At 44.5% G+C, this 20,900-nt stretch carries 19 protein-coding genes and 1 tRNA gene; 12 read left to right on the top strand and 8 right to left on the bottom strand.

Translation table 11 applies throughout. From position 1 onward, the window contains the following. The first annotated feature begins 119 nt into the window (after positions 1-119). Complete coding sequence (locus ACL6C3_RS30790) at positions 120-800, top strand: hypothetical protein (RefSeq protein ID WP_413163977.1); 681 nt, start codon at positions 120-122, stop codon at positions 798-800. Positions 801-1,049: 249 nt separating this feature from the next. On the opposite strand, the gene ACL6C3_RS30785 is transcribed toward ACL6C3_RS30790, so the two are convergent. Together ACL6C3_RS30785 and ACL6C3_RS30780 are read right to left on the bottom strand one after the other, a co-directional pair. Continuing rightward, positions 1,050-3,005 (bottom strand): cation:proton antiporter, encoded by a 1,956-nt coding sequence (locus ACL6C3_RS30785; RefSeq protein ID WP_413163975.1) that lies wholly within the window; start codon positions 3,003-3,005, stop codon positions 1,050-1,052. Between the two features lie 467 nt (positions 3,006-3,472). Then, positions 3,473-4,759, bottom strand: coding sequence for a GH25 family lysozyme (locus ACL6C3_RS30780; RefSeq protein WP_413163973.1), 1,287 nt, complete (start codon positions 4,757-4,759; stop codon positions 3,473-3,475). A gap of 122 nt (positions 4,760-4,881) precedes the next feature. Between ACL6C3_RS30780 and ACL6C3_RS30775 the strand changes: the two genes are divergently transcribed. After that, complete coding sequence (locus ACL6C3_RS30775) at positions 4,882-5,403, top strand: O-acetyl-ADP-ribose deacetylase (RefSeq protein ID WP_413163971.1); 522 nt, start codon at positions 4,882-4,884, stop codon at positions 5,401-5,403. A gap of 4 nt (positions 5,404-5,407) precedes the next feature. Here ACL6C3_RS30775 and ACL6C3_RS30770 read toward each other — a convergent pair whose 3' ends face one another. After that, positions 5,408-6,067: a class I SAM-dependent methyltransferase gene (locus ACL6C3_RS30770; RefSeq protein ID WP_413163969.1), complete on the bottom strand. Its 660-nt coding sequence runs from the start codon at positions 6,065-6,067 to the stop codon at positions 5,408-5,410. A gap of 295 nt (positions 6,068-6,362) precedes the next feature. Between ACL6C3_RS30770 and trxB the strand changes: the two genes are divergently transcribed. Together trxB and recR are read left to right on the top strand one after the other, a co-directional pair. After that, positions 6,363-7,730, top strand: coding sequence for a thioredoxin-disulfide reductase (gene trxB, locus ACL6C3_RS30765; RefSeq protein ID WP_413163968.1), 1,368 nt, complete (start codon positions 6,363-6,365; stop codon positions 7,728-7,730). A 246-nt stretch (positions 7,731-7,976) separates the two neighbouring features. Then, on the top strand, positions 7,977-8,546 hold the full coding sequence (gene recR / locus ACL6C3_RS30760; RefSeq protein ID WP_413168447.1) for a recombination mediator RecR: 570 nt from the start codon (positions 7,977-7,979) through the stop codon (positions 8,544-8,546). Positions 8,547-8,721: 175 nt separating this feature from the next. On the opposite strand, the gene ACL6C3_RS30755 is transcribed toward recR, so the two are convergent. From ACL6C3_RS30755 to ACL6C3_RS30745, 3 genes are all read right to left on the bottom strand, one after another. Next, on the bottom strand, positions 8,722-10,020 hold the full coding sequence (locus ACL6C3_RS30755; RefSeq protein ID WP_413163966.1) for a glutamyl-tRNA reductase: 1,299 nt from the start codon (positions 10,018-10,020) through the stop codon (positions 8,722-8,724). 248 nt (positions 10,021-10,268) lie between these two features. Next, positions 10,269-11,306 carry a class II fructose-bisphosphatase gene (glpX, locus tag ACL6C3_RS30750; RefSeq protein WP_413163964.1) on the bottom strand — a complete coding sequence of 346 codons (1,038 nt, stop codon included), beginning with the start codon at positions 11,304-11,306 and terminating at the stop codon, positions 10,269-10,271. Between the two features lie 216 nt (positions 11,307-11,522). Further along, on the bottom strand, positions 11,523-12,722 hold the full coding sequence (locus tag ACL6C3_RS30745) for an RNA-guided endonuclease InsQ/TnpB family protein (RefSeq protein WP_413168446.1): 1,200 nt from the start codon (positions 12,720-12,722) through the stop codon (positions 11,523-11,525). 265 nt (positions 12,723-12,987) lie between these two features. Here ACL6C3_RS30745 and ACL6C3_RS30740 point away from each other — a divergent pair, with 265 nt between their 5' ends. The 3 genes from ACL6C3_RS30740 to ACL6C3_RS30730 all read left to right on the top strand — a co-directional run bounded on the left by ACL6C3_RS30740 (position 12,988) and on the right by ACL6C3_RS30730 (position 16,024). After that, positions 12,988-13,332 (top strand): thioredoxin family protein, encoded by a 345-nt coding sequence (locus ACL6C3_RS30740; RefSeq protein ID WP_413168445.1) that lies wholly within the window; start codon positions 12,988-12,990, stop codon positions 13,330-13,332. Positions 13,333-13,475: 143 nt separating this feature from the next. Further along, positions 13,476-14,639, top strand: coding sequence for an LL-diaminopimelate aminotransferase (locus tag ACL6C3_RS30735; protein WP_413163962.1), 1,164 nt, complete (start codon positions 13,476-13,478; stop codon positions 14,637-14,639). 512 nt (positions 14,640-15,151) lie between these two features. After that, positions 15,152-16,024, top strand: a complete 873-nt coding sequence (locus ACL6C3_RS30730; protein WP_413163960.1) for an NF038130 family PEP-CTERM protein — start codon at positions 15,152-15,154, stop codon at positions 16,022-16,024. Between the two features lie 213 nt (positions 16,025-16,237). Here ACL6C3_RS30730 and ACL6C3_RS30725 read toward each other — a convergent pair. Next, positions 16,238-16,324 (bottom strand) — tRNA-Ser (locus ACL6C3_RS30725). 218 nt (positions 16,325-16,542) lie between these two features. Between ACL6C3_RS30725 and ACL6C3_RS30720 the strand changes: the two genes are divergently transcribed. Genes ACL6C3_RS30720 through ACL6C3_RS30710 form a run of 3 tightly spaced genes read left to right on the top strand, consistent with a single transcriptional unit; the run spans position 16,543 to position 18,316 of the window. Then, positions 16,543-16,911, top strand: coding sequence for a 2Fe-2S iron-sulfur cluster-binding protein (locus ACL6C3_RS30720; protein ID WP_413163959.1), 369 nt, complete (start codon positions 16,543-16,545; stop codon positions 16,909-16,911). Continuing rightward, complete coding sequence (locus ACL6C3_RS30715; RefSeq protein WP_413163958.1) at positions 16,901-17,473, top strand: thermonuclease family protein; 573 nt, start codon at positions 16,901-16,903, stop codon at positions 17,471-17,473. The genes ACL6C3_RS30720 and ACL6C3_RS30715 overlap by 11 nt, the downstream gene beginning before the upstream one ends. A 6-nt stretch (positions 17,474-17,479) precedes the next feature. After that, positions 17,480-18,316 (top strand): inositol monophosphatase family protein, encoded by an 837-nt coding sequence (locus tag ACL6C3_RS30710; protein ID WP_413163957.1) that lies wholly within the window; start codon positions 17,480-17,482, stop codon positions 18,314-18,316. A 76-nt stretch (positions 18,317-18,392) separates the two neighbouring features. On the opposite strand, the gene ACL6C3_RS30705 is transcribed toward ACL6C3_RS30710, so the two are convergent. Continuing rightward, complete coding sequence (locus tag ACL6C3_RS30705) at positions 18,393-18,524, bottom strand: hypothetical protein (RefSeq protein WP_413163956.1); 132 nt, start codon at positions 18,522-18,524, stop codon at positions 18,393-18,395. Between the two features lie 77 nt (positions 18,525-18,601). On the opposite strand from ACL6C3_RS30705, the gene ACL6C3_RS30700 reads away from it, so the two are divergent. After that, entirely contained in the window at positions 18,602-19,513 is a 912-nt protein-coding gene (locus tag ACL6C3_RS30700; RefSeq protein WP_413163954.1) for a J domain-containing protein, read from the top strand. A gap of 85 nt (positions 19,514-19,598) precedes the next feature. Further along, a complete protein-coding gene (locus ACL6C3_RS30695; protein WP_413163953.1) occupies positions 19,599-20,831 on the top strand; it encodes an ATP phosphoribosyltransferase regulatory subunit in 1,233 nt (410 codons plus the stop codon). Positions 20,832-20,900: the final 69 nt, after the last annotated feature.

Below are 20,900 nucleotides of genomic sequence, written 5' to 3'. Positions count from 1 at the left end.
CAAAAAATCGACATAAGTTATACATTCTCTAATCATTGTTTAGACAGTGCTTCCGGGATTTTAACCGATGATAGAAATTGTCAAAGTTAATCACGCTAAAACAGAGAAGCGAAAAAACGATGAAAAACCAATTCTGGTCAAATAACCCCCTTCCCCCTTACTTTGGAAAAGCCTGTACTAAAAATGGTATGGGTGGGATGCAAGACCTTCGCGGAAATTTTCTTCCGAGTTTTACAACGATTCGCGATAAAATGCGATCGCCTGCGGAAAAAGCACGACTCGCTTCTTGGAGAAAAAATAAAGGTTCTGAAGCGAATTTAGCCTGTCAAATTGGAAGACTCGGACACCGCCAAATTGAAAACTATTTCAACAATGGGGATAAATCTTGTCCGGTAATTCTTCAGCGACATTGGCAACGGGCGTTACCCGTCCTCAACAAAATTCATAATATTCGACTGGTAGAAAGTCCGATTTTCCACTATTATGAAGGTTACGCCGGACGGGTGGATTGTGTGGGAAAGTTCGATAATTTACCCGATGAAATGGTTTTTGAGTTTAAATTTTCTGATCGCATTCGCATCTACGACGAACAAAAATTACAACTGGCGGCTTATGCGGCGGGATTAAATCGACATTATTTCCGTCCCTATAACGTGCAAATTAATAGCGGAATTTTAATTACAATTACTCCCAACGAAGTCGATATTACTTTTATAGACAGTCCGGAGATGAATAAATATTGGACACAGTGGCAAAAACAGGTTAATCAATTCTGGTTACAATACCCAAACATTGCTTAATTAATTTTGAGAAGGGCGGGTTTAGTTGATTTTCTGATGGGTATTATAGATCTGATCGAACCCGCCCCTACAGAAGAATTATGGATTAATTTGAGATCATATTACTGAAAAAGAGGGCGGGTTTAGTTCAATTTATTATGGGTATTATAAATCTAATAGAACCCGCCCCTACACAATAATTATTGATTAATTTGACATAATATTACTTCTCCCTCTCCTCGCAGGGGAGGGTTGGGGAGGGGTTTTCTTCTAATCTACGGGAACTTCTTCTAACGCTTCATCTTCTTTATCTTTATCTTTATCTTTAACTTTTGGTGTGGGAGTGGGAATGGGAACTTCTTCAACAACGGGATGTTTTTCTAAGGTTAAAGTTGATTGTTGCGAACCGGATAACCGTCTGAGAAGTTTGGGTTTTGCATCGTGGAGAAGATAAATAATCCGATCCTCAAGTTGCCAAGTTTCCGAAGCCGGTAAAACTTGCAAATTCCCCTGTCTTTCGATTAATAACGGTATCAACTCACCGGAACGAATTAACGCTTGTAAATGCGATCTTTGAAACTCTAATCCCGGTTGTTTTAGAACGGTTTCCCCTAACTTTACCTCTTGATTTTCCATAAACTCGTTCCATTTTTTTAAAGGAAAATCGGGGATAAACGCCTGCTGTACTTTTTCTTTATGGGTTGAGGTTTTCGATTGCGGATCGCGAGGATAAAGCGCCAACACGCGAGGGGGTTTAAATTCTTCAGCCGCACGTTCAGCTAATACAAGATTAACCTCTCCGTTACTTGTCATCGCTAAAAACGTACCAATTGATTCGAGTCCCGCTTCTTCTAGCACATTCGGATCTAACGCACTACTTTGATAAACCCGCAATCCTTCTTTTTTCGCCTGTTCACAAGCTTCGGGATTCGTGTCAATAATGACCACAGATTCACCCCGTTCTTGAAACAAAGTTCCGATCAAACGACTAATAGAATTAGAACCCACAATTACCGCACCGGTCGCCGCACTGGAATTAATTCTCAGTAAACTCGCCATCCAACGGGCGGTTAACCCTTGAGTCACGACCGTCATAATAATCGTTAAAAACACCAAAGCCTTAATTGAATCTCCCCCGTTAATTCCCCGTTGCGTTAACAAAATTGCAAACAATGAAGAAACCGAAGCCGAAACAATTCCTCGAGGACCCACCCAAGAAACAAAGGCTTTTTGACGCCAATTTAAACTGCTATTGAGGGTACAAAGCCAGACATTGATCGGACGAACAATCCACATCAACGCCAAAACCGTCAAAACACTTCCCCAACCCAAAGCGACAATACTTTCTAATGACAAATCCGCAGCCAGTAAAATAAACAATACCGACACGCACAGCATTGTTAACTGACCTTTGAAGCGCCGCAATTGTCGCATTTCCGGTACACCAACGGTCCGCACCATAATTCCCGAAACGACGGCGGCCATCAGTCCAGACTCACTGTAAACCACTTCGGCCAAATCGTACAAACCCCAAAGGGCGGCCAACGCAATCAGGTTTTTTAACTCCTCCGACAGCGTTTGGCTTTTTTTCAAACTCCAACCGAGTAAACCCCCTCCCGCTACCCCAATGGCGGCACCAATTCCCAGACGGATCATCAACTCTTGGAACAATTCTAAAGGGTTCGCATTCCCGCTTAAAACGACGTTTAAGACCAATACAGCCAGAATTGCACCAACGGGATCGATCAGAACCCCTTCCCCTTCTAACAAGGCGGCGACACGGCGATCGACAGAAACCTGTTTTAATAACGGCCCGACCACGGTTGGCCCAGTAACGACCACCAACGAAGCGTACAGAAAGGCGATCGGCCAGGGAAATTCGCCCAACCAGTGGGCCGCCATTCCGCCCCCCGTGAGCGTGATCAGGGTACCAAAGGTGACTAAATTGCGGATGCTTCCGGAAACTTGTCCGAGAGCGCGTAATTCTAAGCTTAAACCGCCTTCAAACAGGATTAAAGCAACGGACAGAGAAACGATCACTTCCAACCCTTCGCCGAGTAAATTGGGGTGAACTAGCCCTAAGCCATCATTGCCAACTAAAATCCCAAACAGCAGCAGGAAGACGATCGCAGGAACTTTCAGAAAGTCCGCTAACACTTGAGCACCTATCCCACTGATGATGGTGATCACCATCAGCACGGTAATGTCAAAGGAAGTTGTTTCCATAAGCGTTACGGGTTCGGCTACTCACTACGGTTGAAATGCCTTTTGTTTTGGGCTGCGGTGATATCTTAACCTGTTCTGGGGTTTGATCACCGATTTGATTATGATTCAATTTGATTTTTACTTTCAGGTAAAACCCTATTGAGGCTTATCATAACCCATTATTTACCCTATCCCGACGGACTCGGGTTACAAATATCGCTCAAAACCCTGTGTTTTCAATTGATTTCAACTCGATTTGAAATTTTAATCCTGTGTAAATCTTCGTGTAAATCTGATTTCGAGTTCCACTGGGTAAAAATTACTCTCGGTTCTCTTAAACTTTATATTAAATGTTATAAAAATTGGGAATGGGGAATTGGGAATGGGGAATTGGGTCGAGATGCTTACTGTTAAAGGGTGCAACGGTTGCACCCCAAACCTCTAACCCAACAGAGAAAAAATTAGTCCGAATTTTAATCCAAATCCTTTTAAGATTTCGGACTTTGGTTTCGCCAACGTCGGGCAAATTCCGAAAGGGTTTCTGGAGAAATTTGAGTTTGTAACCATTCAATAGCTTCTTTTTGATTCGGAAGTTCTTTGTAATACTTACAAACATCCACCAAGCGAATATCTGGCTGAACAACCGGAACTTTCGGCTGATTCCACTTCCGTTCAAATTCTCTCAGCGTTGTCGAAGAAACTTGTCGAATTAACCACAACAAAGACTCATCTTGATAAGATAATCCCCGATAATATTTACACACATCAACCAGATCAATCGAACGAGTAGAAGGCCGAGATAAATTCCGCCAACGTCGGGCAAATTCCAACAAAATTGTCTCGGAAATTTGCTGCTGTAACCATCTTAACGCCTCAGTTTGAAGCGATTCTCCTTTGTACGCTTTACAGATGGCAATAATATCTAAGATCGGTTCCGGCGTCGGTTCCGGTGTCGGTACGGGTGTCGGTACGGGTGTGGGTTCCGGCGTGGGAATTACTGCGGATTCAAACTTAGTTAATAACGCCGTCCAGGTTTTTAAACTCCCAATTCCATCCTCTGTTAATCCCTTAGATTTCTGAAATTTTAATAAAGCCGTTTTCGTACCATTCCCAAAAATTCCATCAATTGGACCCGGATCAAATCCCCGATCTTTTAATAATTTTTGCAAATCCTCGACTTTTGATCCCGCCGTTCCTACTGTAGAAACTTCAAATAAATTAACATCAACTCCACCTTTTACCCCCGTTACTTCACCTCGATCTGTAAATTGCCACAAAAGCCAATGTTTCCAACCTCCAGGAATCATCGGTTGTTCCGCTTTGGTATAATGAGCAATCCATAATGGATAGTCCGAAAACCGTTTTGTATTTAAACTTTCCCAAAATCCCGGATAAGTGTAAATAATCGGACGAAATCCCGTTTCTCGTTCAACAATATCTATCCATTGTTGAGCGCGATCGCACAGCGTTTGACTGTCTAAACCGTCGGTGGTTTCTATATCTAAAACCGGGGGTAAATCTCCCACTTCTAGTTTAACGGTTTTCAGATAGTTCTCCGCTTGTCTTTTGGGATCGCTAACGGGTCGAAAAAAGTGGTATGCTCCCCGCTGTAGACCAATAGCTTTGCATTGTTTCCAGTAGCTATCAAAAACTTCAGCTACAAAGGTTTGACCTTCGGTTGCTTTGATATATGCAAAGGTAATCCCCGCATCGACAACGGCTTTCCAATCTACATTCGGTTGATAATCAGAAACGTCAATACCGCGAATACTCATCGGTTTAGGTGGTAAAATTTGATAAGAAACAAAAAACTATCTTCATCCTACTGTCGATTCAACAATAATACAGGATACTGTCAGATTTTACCTAGAGAATTTTGTAATTTTTAATTGATGCCATGTTTCAAATTCAAGTGATTCAAGGGGATATTACTCAACTACAAGTCGATGCAATTGTCAATGCAGCCAATGAAAGCTTGTTGGGTGGCGGTGGCGTTGATGGCGCCATTCATCGGGCGGCCGGTCCCGGTTTACTCGAAGAATGCCGTCAGTTACAGGGCTGTCCAACGGGAGAAGCTAAAATAACCGCAGGTTACAATCTTCCCTGTCGTTGGGTGATTCATACTGTTGGCCCGGTTTGGCAAGGTGGCGATCGCCGCGAAGATGAATTATTAGCCAGTTGTTATCGCAATAGTTTAAAATTAGCCCAACAAAATGCTATAAAAACTATCGCTTTTCCCTCCATTAGTACGGGTGCTTATCGGTTTCCTTTTCAACGAGCCACTGAAATTGCAGTGGGTGAAATTCTACAGTTTTTTAAGAACAATCCTCAAACTTCTATCGAACGGGTAATTTTAGTTGCTTATCGTCAAGAAGATTATCATGGTTTACAAAAAGTCGTTGAATCTATGACCCAATAGTTTCTCAACTTTGATAAGATCGTTCTGCCGTCCAATGGCGATCGCTAGATTGATAAATTTTCATCCCTTCCAACCCGACTTCCGCGATCATTTGATTAACTTCTTCGAGGGTAAAAGCCGCGTGCAACGAATCTCGAAACAGTTGCTTTTGATGGTCGTTACAATCTCCCGCATACCGTTCGACTAAATCATCTCTTGTCGGTTCATCCCCGGGCCGCAACAAATCCCGCAAAAAGATTCCCCCTTCGGCTTTGAGAACCCGTTTTAATTCTCTCAAAAAAGGAATTGGATCGCTCAAATGATGTATAATACTATTAGAAATAACTAGATCAAACTCGCCCTGAGAATAGGGAAGTTGTTTGGCATCAACTCGCTCTAATTTGACTTGAGTTTCTACCCCCGCTCGCTCAACATTTTGCCGACCAATTTTCAGCATATTGTCCGACAAATCAATCGCGATAATTTGCCACTCGGGACGCAGTTGAGCAACTAAAATCGGAATCCGAGCGGTTCCAGTTCCCGCATCCAAAACTTGGGCAGTTGTTGGCCCCAAACGAACGGTATGTTCCGCAAAGTCAGCATTAACAGCAGTGAAGTCCATTGAGTCATACTCAACCGCTTCCTCCCAAGTATCCATCACTTCCGGTTCTAAAACTCTTTGCATAATTAATATTTGTAGAGACGCGATCAAATCCCCTAACAGTTTACCAGCTTTGTTGTTGGGATGCGGCCCACTGAAACAGTCAACAGTGATCAAGTACCGTGCAGTGACCAGTTTATTCGGTGACTCCGGGGCGGGTTTTATCAGTTGTCTGTGAGAGGTTATAAATCAAGACCGAACCGGCCCCTACACTGACTCGGTGACTCGGTGACTCCTGCCTTTTCCCCCTTTGAAATTTGCCCCAATTTTCGCTATAATAAGCTTAAACGAAGTCGTTATGAGTTTATTTTAACAAGCGATGAGCAATCCAGCAGTAGAAAACGTTGTGATTATCGGTTCGGGGCCAGCAGGATACACCGCCGCCATCTACGCCGGACGAGCCAACCTCAAGCCTGTAGTCTTTGAAGGCTACCAAATGGGCGGAATACCCGGCGGCCAACTAATGACCACCACCGAAGTTGAGAACTTTCCCGGCTTTCCCGAAGGCATCACCGGGCCGCAACTGATGGACAGAATGAAAGCCCAAGCCGAACGTTGGGGCGCCGAACTCTACACCGAAGACGTGATCGAAGTCGATCTCAGTCAACGTCCGTTTACCGTGCGTTCAGACGAACGAGAATTCAAAACCCATACTATTATATTGGCAACCGGAGCCACAGCCAAACGCCTGAACCTCCCGAGCGAGCAGAAATTTTGGAGTCACGGAATTTCCGCCTGTGCCATCTGCGACGGGGCGAGTCCCATTTTCAAAGGCGTAGAATTGGCCGTTATCGGGGGCGGAGACAGTGCCGCAGAAGAAGCGGTATATTTAACCAAATATGGTTCCCACGTTCATTTATTGGTCCGTCGGGACGAACTCCGAGCCAGCAAAGCCATGCAGCAACGGGTACTCGACAACCCAAAAGTTACCGTTCACTGGAATACAGAAGCCGTCGATGTGTTCGGCAATGGTAAAATGCAGGGGATTCGGGTTAAAAATAGCCAAACCGCAGAAGAAACAGAACTGTCTGTAGGCGGGTTATTTTATGCTATTGGTCACACGCCCAACACTCAAATTGTCAAAGGACAGCTAGAACTCGATGACGTCGGTTATATTGTCACCAAACATGGCGGTGTAGAAACCTCTGTAGAGGGCGTTTATGCCGTTGGAGACGTTCAAGACCATGAATTCCGCCAAGCCATTACCGCAGCAGGTAGCGGCTGTATGGGAGCCATGTTAGCAGAACGCTGGTTATCGGCCAACGGGTTAGTTCAGGAATTTAAACAAACAGAAACCGCAGAACCCGCCAAAACAGAAGAAACGCCTTCAGAAAGTGTTGCCGATACCGAAGAAACCTTCGACCCCCAAAAAACTCGTCATGTGGGCGGCTATGCGCTGCGGAAATTGTACCACGATAGCGATCGCTTAATTATGGTGAAATATGTGTCTCCGACTTGTGGGCCTTGTCACCGTTTGAAGCCGATTTTAGATAAAGTTGTTGATGAGTTTGACGGAAAAATTCACTTTGTCGAAATCGATATCGAAGAAAATCCCGAAATTGCTCAAAATGCGGGCGTAAATGGTACCCCAACCGTTCAGTTTTTCAAAAACAAAGGTCTTGTTAAACATCTCAATGGCGTTCAACCCAAGAGTTTGTATCGCGAATTGATTGAAAGCAATTTATAGTTGTAGGGATTAAAAATAGGGATTAAAAACCCGGTTTATTTGAGAAACCGGGTTTTTGAAGTGTACTTCTGGCGATCGCACAACTGTTTTAGGGATGTAGGATAAAAATGTTATAATTTTAGGTGATAATTTATAACACAAGGGTTAAAGGTCAGGATATCTTTCTATTCCCTATTCCCTATTCCCTATTCCCTTTTGATCGCGATTGGAGGCAGTCCAACGGTTTACACACGTCCCCTCGCCCGTTTGATCGAACAACTCCAACGCCTACCCGGAGTTGGTCCGAAAACCGCCCAACGTTTGGCGATGTATATTATTAAACGTTCCGATGCAGAAGTCGAAGCCCTCGCCCAAGCGTTATTAGATGCAAAAAAACAGGTCGGCTTGTGTAAGGTGTGTTTTCATCTATCGGCTGAACCCATTTGTGAGATTTGTCGAAACCCGCAGCGAGACAATGAAACCCTCTGTGTTGTCAGTGATTCTCGCGATGTTGTGGCGATTGAAAAAACCCGAGAATATAAAGGAAAATATCATGTTTTGGGCGGTGTAATTTCGCCGATGGATGGCATCGGACCCGAACAATTAACCATTGAACCTTTAGTGCGTCGGGTGAGTCAAAATCAAGCCAAAGAAGTGATTATTGCCATCAGTCCGAGTGTGGAAGGAGAAACCACTACGTTATATGTCGGACAACTGCTTAAACCCTTTACAAAAGTTACCCGAATTGCCTTTGGTTTACCGATGGGCGGAGACTTAGAATATGCCGATGAAATTACTCTCGCTCGCGCATTAGAAGGAAGACGAGAACTTGATTAATATAGCTTGAAAATTCTCCCAGATTATCGGCAAATCGCGCCAACATTAGAACCAACAAAATCTCTAACTTTATCCTAAAACTTAGAATATTTTGCTTCTCCCAACGTTAACGCGATCACCAAATTTCAAAGAATTTAATCTCTGAAAAAGCCCCGAGGCAATTAACAAGAATGAACTAGCTATAAAGTTCGCTAGAAGAAGTATCAGATTCGAGATTAAACAACATTTCTAAAGTTGTCATCGCCCGACGTCGGGCTTCAATATCCTGCTGCGCCCGCAATTGTACCATCGGATCGTGGAGAATTTTATTAACAATTCCCCGCGTTAAAGCTTCGATCACCTCTTGATGTTTCTCGGCGAATTCCGAACCCAAACGGGATAAAGCCTTTTCTAATTCTTGTTCTCGAATGCCTTCAATTTTTTGTCTTAAACAACTAATAATCGGCACCGTTTCCAAACTCCGCCACCAAACATCAAACGCCTCAACTTCTTCTTCGAGTAAAACCTCAGCTTCTTGAGCCATTTGACGGCGAGTTTCGTGATTTTGAGCAACAACCGCCTTAAGATCATCAACATTAAACGCCCGAATATTCGAGAGTTCACTAACATCAGCCGCCACATTTCGGGGAACCGAAATATCAACCAACATTAAACATTGATGGGGGTCTAAAGTCGCTTCTAATTTGGCGCGATCTAAAATCGGTTCAGTTGCACCCGTACTTGTAAATACAATATCAGATTCGGCGATCGCACTCATCATTTCCGAGAGCGGATGTAACTTTAATTGCGCCTCACGAAACTGACTCGCCAATTCTTCGGCGCGTTGTAGGGAACGGTTGATAATGGCAATATCACTCGCCCCTTTCGACAGTAAATGCTGCACCAACAAGCGCGACATTTTCCCCGCACCGATAATAGCAATGCGATAGCCGCTGAGATCATCCAATTTCATTTGTACCAGTTCAACCGCCGCCGAACTGATCGAAACCGCACCGGTGCCGATATTCGTCTCTGTACGCACCCGTTTTCCGGCGGTAATGGCTTGTTTAAACAAGCGGTTGAGAATTTGACCAATTCCCTGATAGCGTTGACCCAATTTGTGAGTTTGTTTAACCTGAGCGAGAATTTGACCCTCACCCAACACCAAACTATCCAAACCCGCCGAAACTCGCATCAAGTGCATAATCGCATCTTCATGCAGCAACGTAAACAAATGAGGGCGCAATTGATTTAACCCTAACTTACTCAACTCCGAAAGAAACTGAGTCACCTCTCGAATACCCGGTTGAGTTTCAGACGCCACCACATAAATTTCCATGCGGTTACACGTGCTGAGAATAGCAACTTCCTCGATATGAGGATAACTCAACAAATGAGCGATCGCGCTTTCAATTTGTTGTTCTGGAATACTCAGTTTTTCACGAACATCAACGGGAGCCGTTTTGTGACTTAAACCTACAACTGCAATATTCATAAAACGGTTGTTTGTTAATCTTTTTTGTTAGTGATTTGCTTTGATAATCGGCCGAACATCCTAAGCCGTAAATTCCATCCGACGAGCTAGAAGAAAGATTTCTAGCTCACAGACCGGAATGAGGAATTCCAGATCGAACCCTTTCACTCAGTCATTCTCAATGAACTTAGAATCAATGATTGCATCACTGGTAAAGAGTAATTGGCAACGGGTGACTGTTTAATTCCCCATTCCTGACACCACTACCTTTAGTGTAGCTGTAGAGATTTCGGATTATCGAACATATGAATCGTATCAACGAATCGAGCCGTTTTGGACTGAGAAGAAATAACTAAACTCTGAGTCCGTGCGCCGCCGTGGAAGAAGCGAACCCCTTCCATCAGCGTTCCCGGCGTAATTCCACAAGCGGCAAATAATACCGTTTCCCCAGATGCCAATTCCTCAGCATTATAAACGCGATCGGGGTCATTAATTCCCATCGATCTTAACCGTTCTAAATTGCCTTCTTTGCTTTCGCCGATTAAGCCCGTTCCCACCTGTTCCGGGTCATAAATCAGTTGTCCTTGGAAATGACCCCCCAGACAGCGCATAGCCGCCGCAGAAATCACCCCTTCCGGTGCCGCACCAATGCCCATCAAAGCGTGAATATTGGTTCCCGCAAACGCGCAAGAAATCGCCGCCGAGACATCACCATCACTAATGAGACGAACACGCGCCCCAGCAGAGCGAATTTCGTTGATTAAATCCTTGTGACGGGGACGATCCATCACCACAACCACCATTTCCTCAACGCTGCGGTTCAAGCAGTCCGAGAGAATTTTCAGGTTTTCGGTGGCTGACTTGCGAATATCAACGTGATTTTTAGCAACAGCCGGCGCCGCCAACTTCTTCATGTAGAAATCCGGTGCGGCGAACAAACCGCCTTTTTCGGAGATGGCTAAAACCGCCATTGAACCATTTTGACCGTAGGCTACCAGGTTTGTCCCTTCACAGGGGTCAACCGCAATGTCGATTTCAACCAATTGTTCCGGGTCGCAAACGTTAGAAGCATTTTCTTGAGTACAAATCCCAACTTCCTCACCAATGTAGAGCATCGGTGCTTCGTCCCGTTCACCTTCACCGATTACAATACGGCCTCTCATGTGAATTTGGTTCATCCGCTTCCGCATTGCTTCAACGGCAACTTGGTCGGCGGTATTTTTTTCACCTTTACCCATCCATCGAGCCGAGGCGATCGCCGCCTGTTCAACAACTTCGATGATTTCTAAACCAATGACATTATCCACGAATTTGATCCTCCCAACATCTGAGCTTGCCGGATTCGATTAGGCACTCCCAGTGTTAAAGTCTATCAGAGGCGGGGATCGGCTTGGCATTCTCTGGCAGGTGGTTTGTGTTAAGTTTTGCTTCAGAGTTGTCCTGCTCCTGGCTCTGGGTCAAGCTGTCATCGGTACTCCGGCGATGAATTGCCGGAGCCTGCGATGACTCGATTCCCGAGTGAACTACCCCGCCTCGCAGGAGACGGGGCTTCCATCTTCACCGGGAAATGCGTCTGACAAAACCGAAGTTTTGCCACCCGTCTTACTTCCCCTCAGAATGGCAGTATCGCTGGTTCCCAACGACAGAATCCGCAAGCCTTCATTTCTAATATTTATTGCTGCATTGATATCACGGTCTAACCATTTTTCAGCTATGGGGTCATACAACATTCGGTCTGAGAGTTTCAAATCTTCAAACCGATATCCTGTTAGGTGAGAAATCTTTGAACTTGGAAAAAATCTATCAACTTCGAGATAAACTTTTCCATCCCACTCAGCTTTATAACTAAGCATTGTACAAAACATTCCCCATCCACAATCACTTATCGCTTTAGCTAAATTGTGGTTTTTAACCATGTTTTTTACAGCTAGATTTTCTACAACAATCACTTGGTTATCGTTGATTATCTTGCGGGATAGCTTGTGTAGAAAATCCTCTCGACATCTGGCAATTTTAGACTGAACTTTAGCAACTAACCGAGACGTTTTCTTGCGAGTATTGCTACCATCCTTTGCTCTCGCTAATTTCTGTTGTTTTCTTTTGAGGTTAGCTGCGTGTTTCGCTATGTGTCTAGGGTTATCATACTTAGAACCTTCACTCGTAATTGCAAAGTGAGTAAGACCTAAATCAATTCCTATAGCTTTCCCTTCTCTTGAGGGTTCAGGAGACTCAATACCATCATCTACCAAAATAGATGCGTAATATCTGCCATCTGGGTTTTTTGAGATTGTTACTATTTTGACAGTCCCTACAAATTCTCTATGAAAACGACAGTAAACCCAACCAATCTTAGGGAGCTTTAATAAATCTCCCTTGAATTTAGTATTTTGAGGAAAGCTTATAGATTGCCTACCTTTCTTTGACTTGAATCGAGGGTATTTAGCTCGTTTATCAAAGAAGTTCTTATAGGCAGTTGATAAGTTCAAAGACACATATTGAAGACACTGAGAATAGGCATCTTTTAGCCAAGGGTACTCTTTTTTTAAACTGGGGAGTAACCCTTGAATCGCATTTCTTGATAATCCCTTCCCTGTCTCTATATATGTTTGCTGGCACAAGTTTAGAGCGTAGTTCCAAAACCATCTTGCACAGCCAAAGTTCTTCGCTAAGGCTATCTCTTGCTCGAGGGTTGGATATATTCTAAATTTGCAGGCTTTGAGCATTATCATTTTCAAAACAACATGATAAGACTATAGCACGTACTGAGAGATTGTTGCTCTCCCCACGCTACGGCTTACATCCCCATCTTCTTTAAGGTGGGGATTTTCGCTTGTTCAGTTAAGCGATTCCGATTAATACGACATTTTGGTTTAATCTAAAAATAGCAAAGCCAACTGAGATCCGATTCGACTGAACCGAAACCCGATCTCCGGTTCAACTGTTTCTTTCCATTCACCCTGGTGATCGGCAATGCCAGTACAAAAAACCATGAGCAATAACGTGATTGTTATTCAAGATTCTGATTTTGAAACCGAAGTTCTCGAGGCTGAACAGCCCGTTTTAGCTTATTTCTGGGCAACTTGGTGTGGCCCGTGCAGACTGGTTGCGCCTTCTGTTGAAGCGGTTGCTCAAACCTATGGCGATCGCGTCAAGGTTGTTAAACTCGAAGTAGACGCCAATCCGAACGCTGTTAAAACCTGCAAGGTCGAAGGCGTACCTGCACTGAGGTTTTTTAACAATCAGCAAATGATCGAGTCTCACGAAGGAGCAATGACGAAACAAAATTTAATCGACTTCGTTCAACGAGGACTTGAGAAAAGCGAAAACTCCTGATCCCCAAATTGATCGAATGTCAGCGGACCAGTAAGGACGGGTGGGAGCGGATGAACCAGGTTTTAAGACCTAAAGCCTTTAGTTCAATCCTACCCGTTCTGTTTTTTTGTTGATTTTCCCCATATTAATCATTTATTGGCTTTATGCAGTTTTCTCACCGTTTAGACCTGCTGCGATCTAACGTCTTTGCGGATATGGATCGCGCCAAAGCCCGAGCCTTATCTGTCGGACGAGATCTGATTGATTTATCTCTCGGTTCGTCCGATCTCCCGGTTGCCGATCGCATTATAGATCGCATCCGCGACTCGCTGGCTGACCCCTCGACTCACGGTTATGCTTTGTTTCACAGTACCCAGGCGTTTCGCGAAGCCGTCGCCAACTGGTACACCCGCAAATATGGTCTTCCCGTCGATCCGGAAACCGAAGTTTTACAACTCATTGGCTGTCAGGAAGGAACCGCCCATTTACCTTTAGCCATTCTCAATCCGGGGGATTTTGCTCTTTTACAAGATCCTGGTTATCCTTCTCATTTTGGGGGGGTGTATTTGGCGGGCGGTCAAGTTTACACCATGCCGATGTTAGCAGAAAACGGCTTTTTACCGATTTTTGAAGACATTCCCGAAGCGGTTTTAAGCCAAGCCCGGATGATGGTGTTAAGCTATCCCCATAATCCCACGACGGCGATCGCTCCTTTATCGTTTTTTGAGAAAGCCGTAGCCTTTTGTCAGAGACATAATTTAGTTCTCGTCCATGACTTTCCCTATGGGGACTTTGTGTTTGAGGGTGCGGTCGCGCCTTCTATTTTGCAAGCCGATCGCGAAAAAACCGTTTCGATCGAATTTTTTACTTTCTCCAAGTCCTACAATATGGGCGGGTTCCGCATCGCCTACGCCATTGGCAACCGGGAAATCATTCAAGCGCTGCGAAAAGTAAAGGCTGTGATTGATTTTAACCAATATCGCGGCATTCTCAACGGCGCCATTACCGCTTTAAACGAACCCCAGGAGTTTATTCAAGACACGGTTAACACGTTTAGACAGCGACGGGATGCGTTTGTTGACGCCATGCGGGATATGGGCTGGAATGTTCCCACACCCTCGGCGACCTTATACGTTTGGGCGAAGTTACCCGAACCCTGGACTCAAGACTCGGTGGGTTTCTGTACTCGGCTTGTTGAACAGACCGGCGTTGCGGTTTCTCCCGGTGTTGGCTTTGGGAAGTCGGGGGAAGGATATGTTCGCTTTGCTTTGGTTCGTCCACCCGAGATTTTAACCCAAGCGGTCGAGAGAATTGCCCAGTTTTTGTAACAATCCGGCTAAGTTCTCCCTTGTTCTATCCCAAAAACCCGGTTTCTTATGAGTTACCGGGTTTTTCTTGTGGAATTCCAGAACCTCATCAGAGTTTCTACGCAAATACAATCATTAAAAATGACTTTTTTTACACTCCTCAGTAATTTCACGTAGATAATTTTTAAAGATAAATTTGGGTGCTATTACTGATTTAATTCCCCTTTACAAAGGCTAAACTAAATTCATCAAAAATTTATAGACTTTCCGGTGGAAGTCTGTTTATAATGGCTGTAGACCGAAAGAAAAATCAAAAGAAAGAAGTTCGTACAGATGTTTAATCATCTATGTTTAAAGGCTAGCAACCTCTCCCTACCAAAGTTTATGGGCATCTCTAAAAAAACTCTCTAATTCTCACAAGCTTGGGTGATGTGAATCACAAAAACACCAGAAAACTCTAGGTTAAAACAGAATCATTATCACCTAAAAAATCAACTCAGAACACACAAGTTAAAAACTCAGGAGAATTCATCATGGCTGGATTATTAAATAAATTTGTTGTAGGAGCCTCAGTAGTAGTTGGAATGAGCGCCGTTGTCGCACCCGCTCAAGCCGCAGTTCTCGGGATGAACGGTTCCGATTATAAAACCTATACCCACGACATTAATAATCTTTGGGTTGGCGGTGAAGGTGCTGCAATTGATGCTTTAACCGACGGCGATTTAACCACCAACGTTGAGCTAAATTACACAGGCGAAAGCGATGATAAAAATGTTGGTTTTACTGCTGTTGCTGGAGACTACACCGTAAACGTTTCTAGCGTTACCGATGCAGAATTTCTCACCTTCCAAGATAAATGGGTTGCTGATTTAATGGATGCTTACGCTCCTTTAAAAGCAGTTTGGGGTGGATTAAGCTCTAATGTACAAACTATTGCCAAAAATATGTTTACGGGCGTTGTCGGTTCTGGAGATGTTAACGTTGCTGAATTCTCTCTAGATGAAACCGGCGCGATTTCCATGCAAACAATGGGATTCTTTGACCTGAAACCTCGCGTTAATATGATGATTGGTGCTGCTCTGAGCAATCAGATGACCGCTATGTTGTTTGGCGCTGAACTCAATGCTTTAAGTGGCGCACTGGGTCAAATTGATGCTTTGCAAATCAGCGAAATTGCTAAAGTAACAATCAACGGTCAGTCTGAGTATGTTTATGGCTTCAATGCGACCAACTCCGGCTTCGTTGCTTTAGATGATGTCGCTGGAAAATCTTACAGTGGGGTTTACGCTTGGAGTAAAGCAGGTCAGCCTCCTGTTGCTGCGGTTCCCGAACCCTCTACAATGTTAGGATTAATGGCAGTCGGTGGACTGTTCGCCGCAGCCAAACGCAAAGCCAACAAAGCTTAAACTTTGCAACTTCTGTTTATAGTCTGAGTCATTGGGGGGGGAGCCGTTTGGCTCCCTTTTTTTGTGGGATAATTTCAACGGATGATTTGCTCAAATGCGGTGAAGCATTTATAGTCAATAGCACAAGTTTGGATAACTGTAGCAACGTTACTCACCCAATCAACAGGCTAGTAGCGATTTTAAGTTCTTAAAGCTTAAGATCAAGCTTGGGAACGGAGAGGGAGGGATTCGAACCCTCGTATACATTACTGCATAACAGCATTTCCAGTGCTGCGCCTTCAACCACTCGGCCACCTCTCCAGAGGCAAGTATTTTATTATTTACTCACAAGATACATATAATAGCAGAACAGCAATAGATTTTGCAAGAGCGATCGCCAAAAATTTTTCAAGGGGGTTTTTGGAGATTAACACCGGTTCTCAGCCGGGACTGACGCCAGTCCGATATAATAGCTAGGGGACAATAGGCCCTAAATCTTGGAATCGACTGTTTATCCTGAAAACGACAAAAAACCTTCTATGTCCCGTTCTTACACCATCCACATTCATCATCGCCAGAAAAATCAACGCTACACCGTTCAAGTTCCAGAAGATCGCTATATTCTTCAATGTGGAGAAAATCAAGGTGCTGACTTACCTTTTTCCTGTCGCAATGGCGCCTGTACCACCTGTGCGGTGCGAGTCATTTCGGGACAGTTGTATCAACCGGAAGCGATGGGACTGTCGCCAGAATTGCAAAGACAAGGGTATGCTTTACTGTGTGTGAGTTATCCGCGATCGGACTTGGAAGTAGAAACCCAAGACGAAGACGAAGTTTATGAACTCCAGTTTGGGCGCTACTTCGGGAAAGGGAAGGTGAAAGCAGGATTGCCTTTAGATGAAGATTAATCGACTCCGGGCGTTACCTTTTCCACAAAATCGGCTATTCTACCGTTTGTCATTGATTGTAATCGCTCTGGGGTTAGTTTTGGCGGCCTGTTCAACGCCTCAACCCCCACCTCTGGGACCGATGACTCGGGTTGAACGAGTGGTCAGCGGACAAACCCTAGAAATTATCGATCCTCGCAGTGTTGTACCGGCACTGCAATCGGTTAGACTGATTGGTATTGGGGCGCCGGACCTCAAACAAGAACCTTGGGGACTGCTGGCGCAACGTTACCTCGAAACAATGGCTTTAGGAAAAGAGGTGTTGTTAGAATTCGATCGCGAACAGAGCGATCCCTACAATCGCGTGTTAGCCTATGTGTGGTTGGATGGGGTACTGATCAATGAGCAACTGGTTAAAGAGGGTTATGTTCTGGCCGATGAACACATTCCCAATACAAAATATAGCCAACGTTTGCTGTATGCTCAGTATGAAGCCCGGATTTTAGGTCTAGGAATTTGGAACCCGGAGCAACCGATGCGTCTAACTCCGGCTGAGTTTCGCCGTCAGAATCAGCAAAAATGATCCCAGATGAACACACCAAATATAACGCCCGATCAACTCCAAACTTTTTTAGATATTGCCACTCTCGCGGCGCAAGCGGGGGGCGCTGTCTTACAATCTTGTTTGGGGAATCTCCAAGATATTCAAGAAAAAGGGAGATCGGGAGATTTAGTCACCGAAGCCGATAAAGCTTCGGAAATGGCGGTTCTTGATATTCTCAAGCGCCATGTTCCCAATCATGCTATTCTTACAGAAGAATCGGGAGAATTGGGCAATCGTGACAGCTTGTTTCTCTGGGCAATTGATCCGTTAGATGGAACAACGAATTTTGCTCACCAATATCCTTTTTTCTCGACTTCGGTTGCTCTGCTTATTGATGGTATTCCTTCTGTCGGAGCGGTTTTTGATCCTTGGCGGGGTGAACTTTTTCGAGGTGCTAAAGGTTTGGGTGCAACTCGCAACCGTCAACCGATTCATGTTTCTAAAACTGATAATTTAGCTAATAGTTTACTCGTTACCGGGTTTGCTTATGATCGCCGAGAAACGTCGGATAATAATTATGCTGAATTTTGTCATCTGACTCATCTAACTCAGGGGGTGCGTCGGGGGGGTTCGGCGGCTTTGGACTTGTCTTATGTGGCTTGTGGACGGTTGGATGGATACTGGGAGCGGGGACTGTCTCCCTGGGATATTGCCGCAGGGATTGTGATTGTAGAGGAAGCCGGAGGTCAAGTTACCGCCTATGATAGCAGTCCTTTAGATATAAAATCCGGCCGGATTCTCGCCACCAACGGTCATTTACACCCGAGTTTAAGTCAGGCGTTAAAGCAAACGCCACCGCTATCTTCATGGTCATCGCCATAAGAGATGACGGAAATGGCTCAAGTTTCGCTAAAATATTGTTAGGATCTATGGAATAATCGGCAAGTTAGATCTAGATTTAGACTCTATCTTGATTCGTTTTTTCTGTAAAAACTAAAAATTCTTGGACGCTGTAGCTTTGAACTTTTAGAACGTTGAGAAAGTCCAGATCGCCAAGAGGTCGAATGCGATCGCGGTGAATAGTTCTCAAAAATAGCAGCTTAATCTTATGTTTAAAGCGTTGATATCGGTGGAGAATTACTAAGTCAAAAAGGAAGGCGAAGTCTTATGTCTTTTGAGGTTAAACAAGGGCTATTTCAATTGGGGTTTACCGATAGCCATGCTATTTTAGGTGTTCCTCTAAATGCAGAGTTTTCTGATATTCGTAAACGTTATACAAGAATTGCTCGTCGTTTGCATCCCGATACTTGTCCGTTTAAAAATCCCGAAGAAAAGGAGTTAGCCAAACAATTACTAGCCAAATTAGTCAGTCCGGCTTATAACCGATTTTCCAAAGAAAGCGAACGCAAAGAATATGAATTACTACTGAAAACCCTCGGCGAACGAGTGGTTAAAGAACAGCGAAACTTGCAAGTTCAAAGCGACATTGCCAAACAACTTTTAACCGCAGCCAACTATCAACAAACCTACGAAACTTTACTCGAACAACTCGCACAAAAACAGTTTGAATCTCCCCAAAAGGTTTTAGATGTTGTCGGAGAAATTAGCGAATTAAATCAGGTCTATTTGCTGCGAAAAGCGGCGAAAAGCGGTTCGACTGTAGCCGCTCCTCCACCGGCATCAGAAGCGAAAAAAGCCGAGCCAGAAACCCCAACTCCCGCGCCTCCACCTCCTCCGAAAAAAGACTCTGCGGTTGAACAAGCGTGTAACCGGGCTGAAAAATTAATGGCAATTCAAAACTACGCTCAAGCCATTTTAGAACTCAAAGATGCCATTCGACAAGAACCCGAAAATAGTCGCTGTCACGGTTTACTGGGTTTAGCCTATCTCGGACAAAATCAACCCAAACTCGCGACTCCCCACATTAAACGGGCTTTACAACTTAATCCCAAACAACCCGAGGCGTTAGAAGCGAAAAAACAACTGGAAAAAGCCACCGTTTCCAAAGATAAAAAGTCTCCCCAACAAAAGCCGGGGGGCGGCTTGTTTGGGGGTCTGTTTGGCGGGAAAAAGAAATAACAGCAGTAGAACGACCAAAAAATGATATCCTAACACCGAAAACCCCAAAGCAAATATCCCTTATCTGAAATCAAAAATTGAGGTTATGGTTCATCAACTCCCTCTCGGTGCGCGAGATCTACTTCCCCTCGATGTTACTCAAAAACTTTGGATCGAACAGCATTTACAACAAGTTTTTCATCGTTGGGGCTATCATCGGATTATTACCTCAACTCTCGAACGTCTCGATACTCTGATGGCGGGGGGAGCGGTTCAACGTTCAACGGTTATTCAGCTACTCGAAGCCGAAGACCAAGGACTCGGACTCAGGCCCGAACTCACCGCCTCCATCGCCCGTACTGTGGTGACGCGCATGGCGGGTGGAAGTTGGTGGCCGCAGCGATTATATTACAATGCCAATATTTTCCGCAAAGGCGGTAAAACCAACTACGGCGGCCAGCAGGAATTTTATCAAGCCGGCGTTGAGTTACTGGGTGCGGGCGGTTTGTTAGCCGATACCGAGATTTTACTGTTATTGCAGGAATGTTTGCAAGCTGTGAACCTGAGCGACTGCCATTTAATTTTGGGGGAAGCCGGACTGACGCGATCGCTTTTATCTGCCTTTCCAGACAAGCTCAAAGAGCCTGTAAGGGAGGCGATCGCCAATTTAGATCGAATCACCCTCGAAGCGTTACCGATGTCTCAGGAGTTGCGAGAACGGGCGCTATTTCTGTTTGACTTGCGGGGACAGCCGCAGGAGGTTCTTTCCCAAGTCTCCCAGTTGGAGTTAGACTCCGAACAACAACAGGCTTTGAATAATTTAAAGTCTTTAATTGACTTGTTGCAAAACTGTTATTCTCCTCAAATTTATCAGCCGAAAATTGTTTTAGATTTGAGTTTAATTCAAACGTTTGACTACTACACCGGTATTGTGTTTGATGTTGTTAGTAGTACGGAGTCGGGGGCGAGAGTTTTGGCCCAGGGCGGACGGTATGATGAACTTTTAGGACTTTATCATCCTCAGGGCGAAACTCAACCGGGTATTGGTTTTTCTTTTAATATTGAAGACTTGCATCAGGTTTTATTGGGAATAAATCAACTTCCCCAAGACGTTCCCACCAGTGATTGGTTAGTTGTTCCGGAAACTCCCCAAGCCTATGCTGCGGCTTTTGCTTATGCGGAAAAATTGAGAGAATCTACTCAATTAGTTCGGGTGGAAATGGAGTTAGGTCATCGAGAAAATGTAGAAGATTTGCGGGATTATGCTCGTTGTCGGGGTATTCATCAAATTGCTTGGGTCAGTTTAGAAGGAGTTCCGAGAATTGAACCGGTCAGTTAGTTCGGAAGAAAATAGACATTTCTAGCAAGAGTAACTCCCGAGTCCTGCTTAAAACTTTGTTGCTCAATT

The organism is Capilliphycus salinus ALCB114379, assembly GCF_047276495.1.
GTDB classification, from domain to species: Bacteria; Cyanobacteriota; Cyanobacteriia; order Cyanobacteriales; family Microcoleaceae; genus Capilliphycus; species Capilliphycus salinus.
Note: the sequence above shows the minus strand (reverse complement) of the source record. Positions and strands in the feature narration are given on the sequence as shown.

Coding starts and splice junctions, on each gene's coding strand:
- ACL6C3_RS30790 (WP_413163977.1), top strand. CDS start 120: ATGAAAAACCAATTCTGGTCAAATAACCCCCTTCCCCCTTACTTTGGA.
- ACL6C3_RS30785 (WP_413163975.1), bottom strand. CDS start 3,005: ATGGAAACAACTTCCTTTGACATTACCGTGCTGATGGTGATCACCATC.
- ACL6C3_RS30780 (WP_413163973.1), bottom strand. CDS start 4,759: ATGAGTATTCGCGGTATTGACGTTTCTGATTATCAACCGAATGTAGAT.
- ACL6C3_RS30775 (WP_413163971.1), top strand. CDS start 4,882: ATGTTTCAAATTCAAGTGATTCAAGGGGATATTACTCAACTACAAGTC.
- ACL6C3_RS30770 (WP_413163969.1), bottom strand. CDS start 6,067: ATGCAAAGAGTTTTAGAACCGGAAGTGATGGATACTTGGGAGGAAGCG.
- trxB (WP_413163968.1), top strand. CDS start 6,363: ATGAGCAATCCAGCAGTAGAAAACGTTGTGATTATCGGTTCGGGGCCA.
- ACL6C3_RS30755 (WP_413163966.1), bottom strand. CDS start 10,020: ATGAATATTGCAGTTGTAGGTTTAAGTCACAAAACGGCTCCCGTTGAT.
- ACL6C3_RS30745 (WP_413168446.1), bottom strand. CDS start 12,722: ATGCTCAAAGCCTGCAAATTTAGAATATATCCAACCCTCGAGCAAGAG.
- ACL6C3_RS30740 (WP_413168445.1), top strand. CDS start 12,988: ATGAGCAATAACGTGATTGTTATTCAAGATTCTGATTTTGAAACCGAA.
- ACL6C3_RS30735 (WP_413163962.1), top strand. CDS start 13,476: ATGCAGTTTTCTCACCGTTTAGACCTGCTGCGATCTAACGTCTTTGCG.
- ACL6C3_RS30730 (WP_413163960.1), top strand. CDS start 15,152: ATGGCTGGATTATTAAATAAATTTGTTGTAGGAGCCTCAGTAGTAGTT.
- ACL6C3_RS30720 (WP_413163959.1), top strand. CDS start 16,543: ATGTCCCGTTCTTACACCATCCACATTCATCATCGCCAGAAAAATCAA.
- ACL6C3_RS30715 (WP_413163958.1), top strand. CDS start 16,901: ATGAAGATTAATCGACTCCGGGCGTTACCTTTTCCACAAAATCGGCTA.
- ACL6C3_RS30710 (WP_413163957.1), top strand. CDS start 17,480: ATGAACACACCAAATATAACGCCCGATCAACTCCAAACTTTTTTAGAT.
- ACL6C3_RS30700 (WP_413163954.1), top strand. CDS start 18,602: ATGTCTTTTGAGGTTAAACAAGGGCTATTTCAATTGGGGTTTACCGAT.
- ACL6C3_RS30695 (WP_413163953.1), top strand. CDS start 19,599: ATGGTTCATCAACTCCCTCTCGGTGCGCGAGATCTACTTCCCCTCGAT.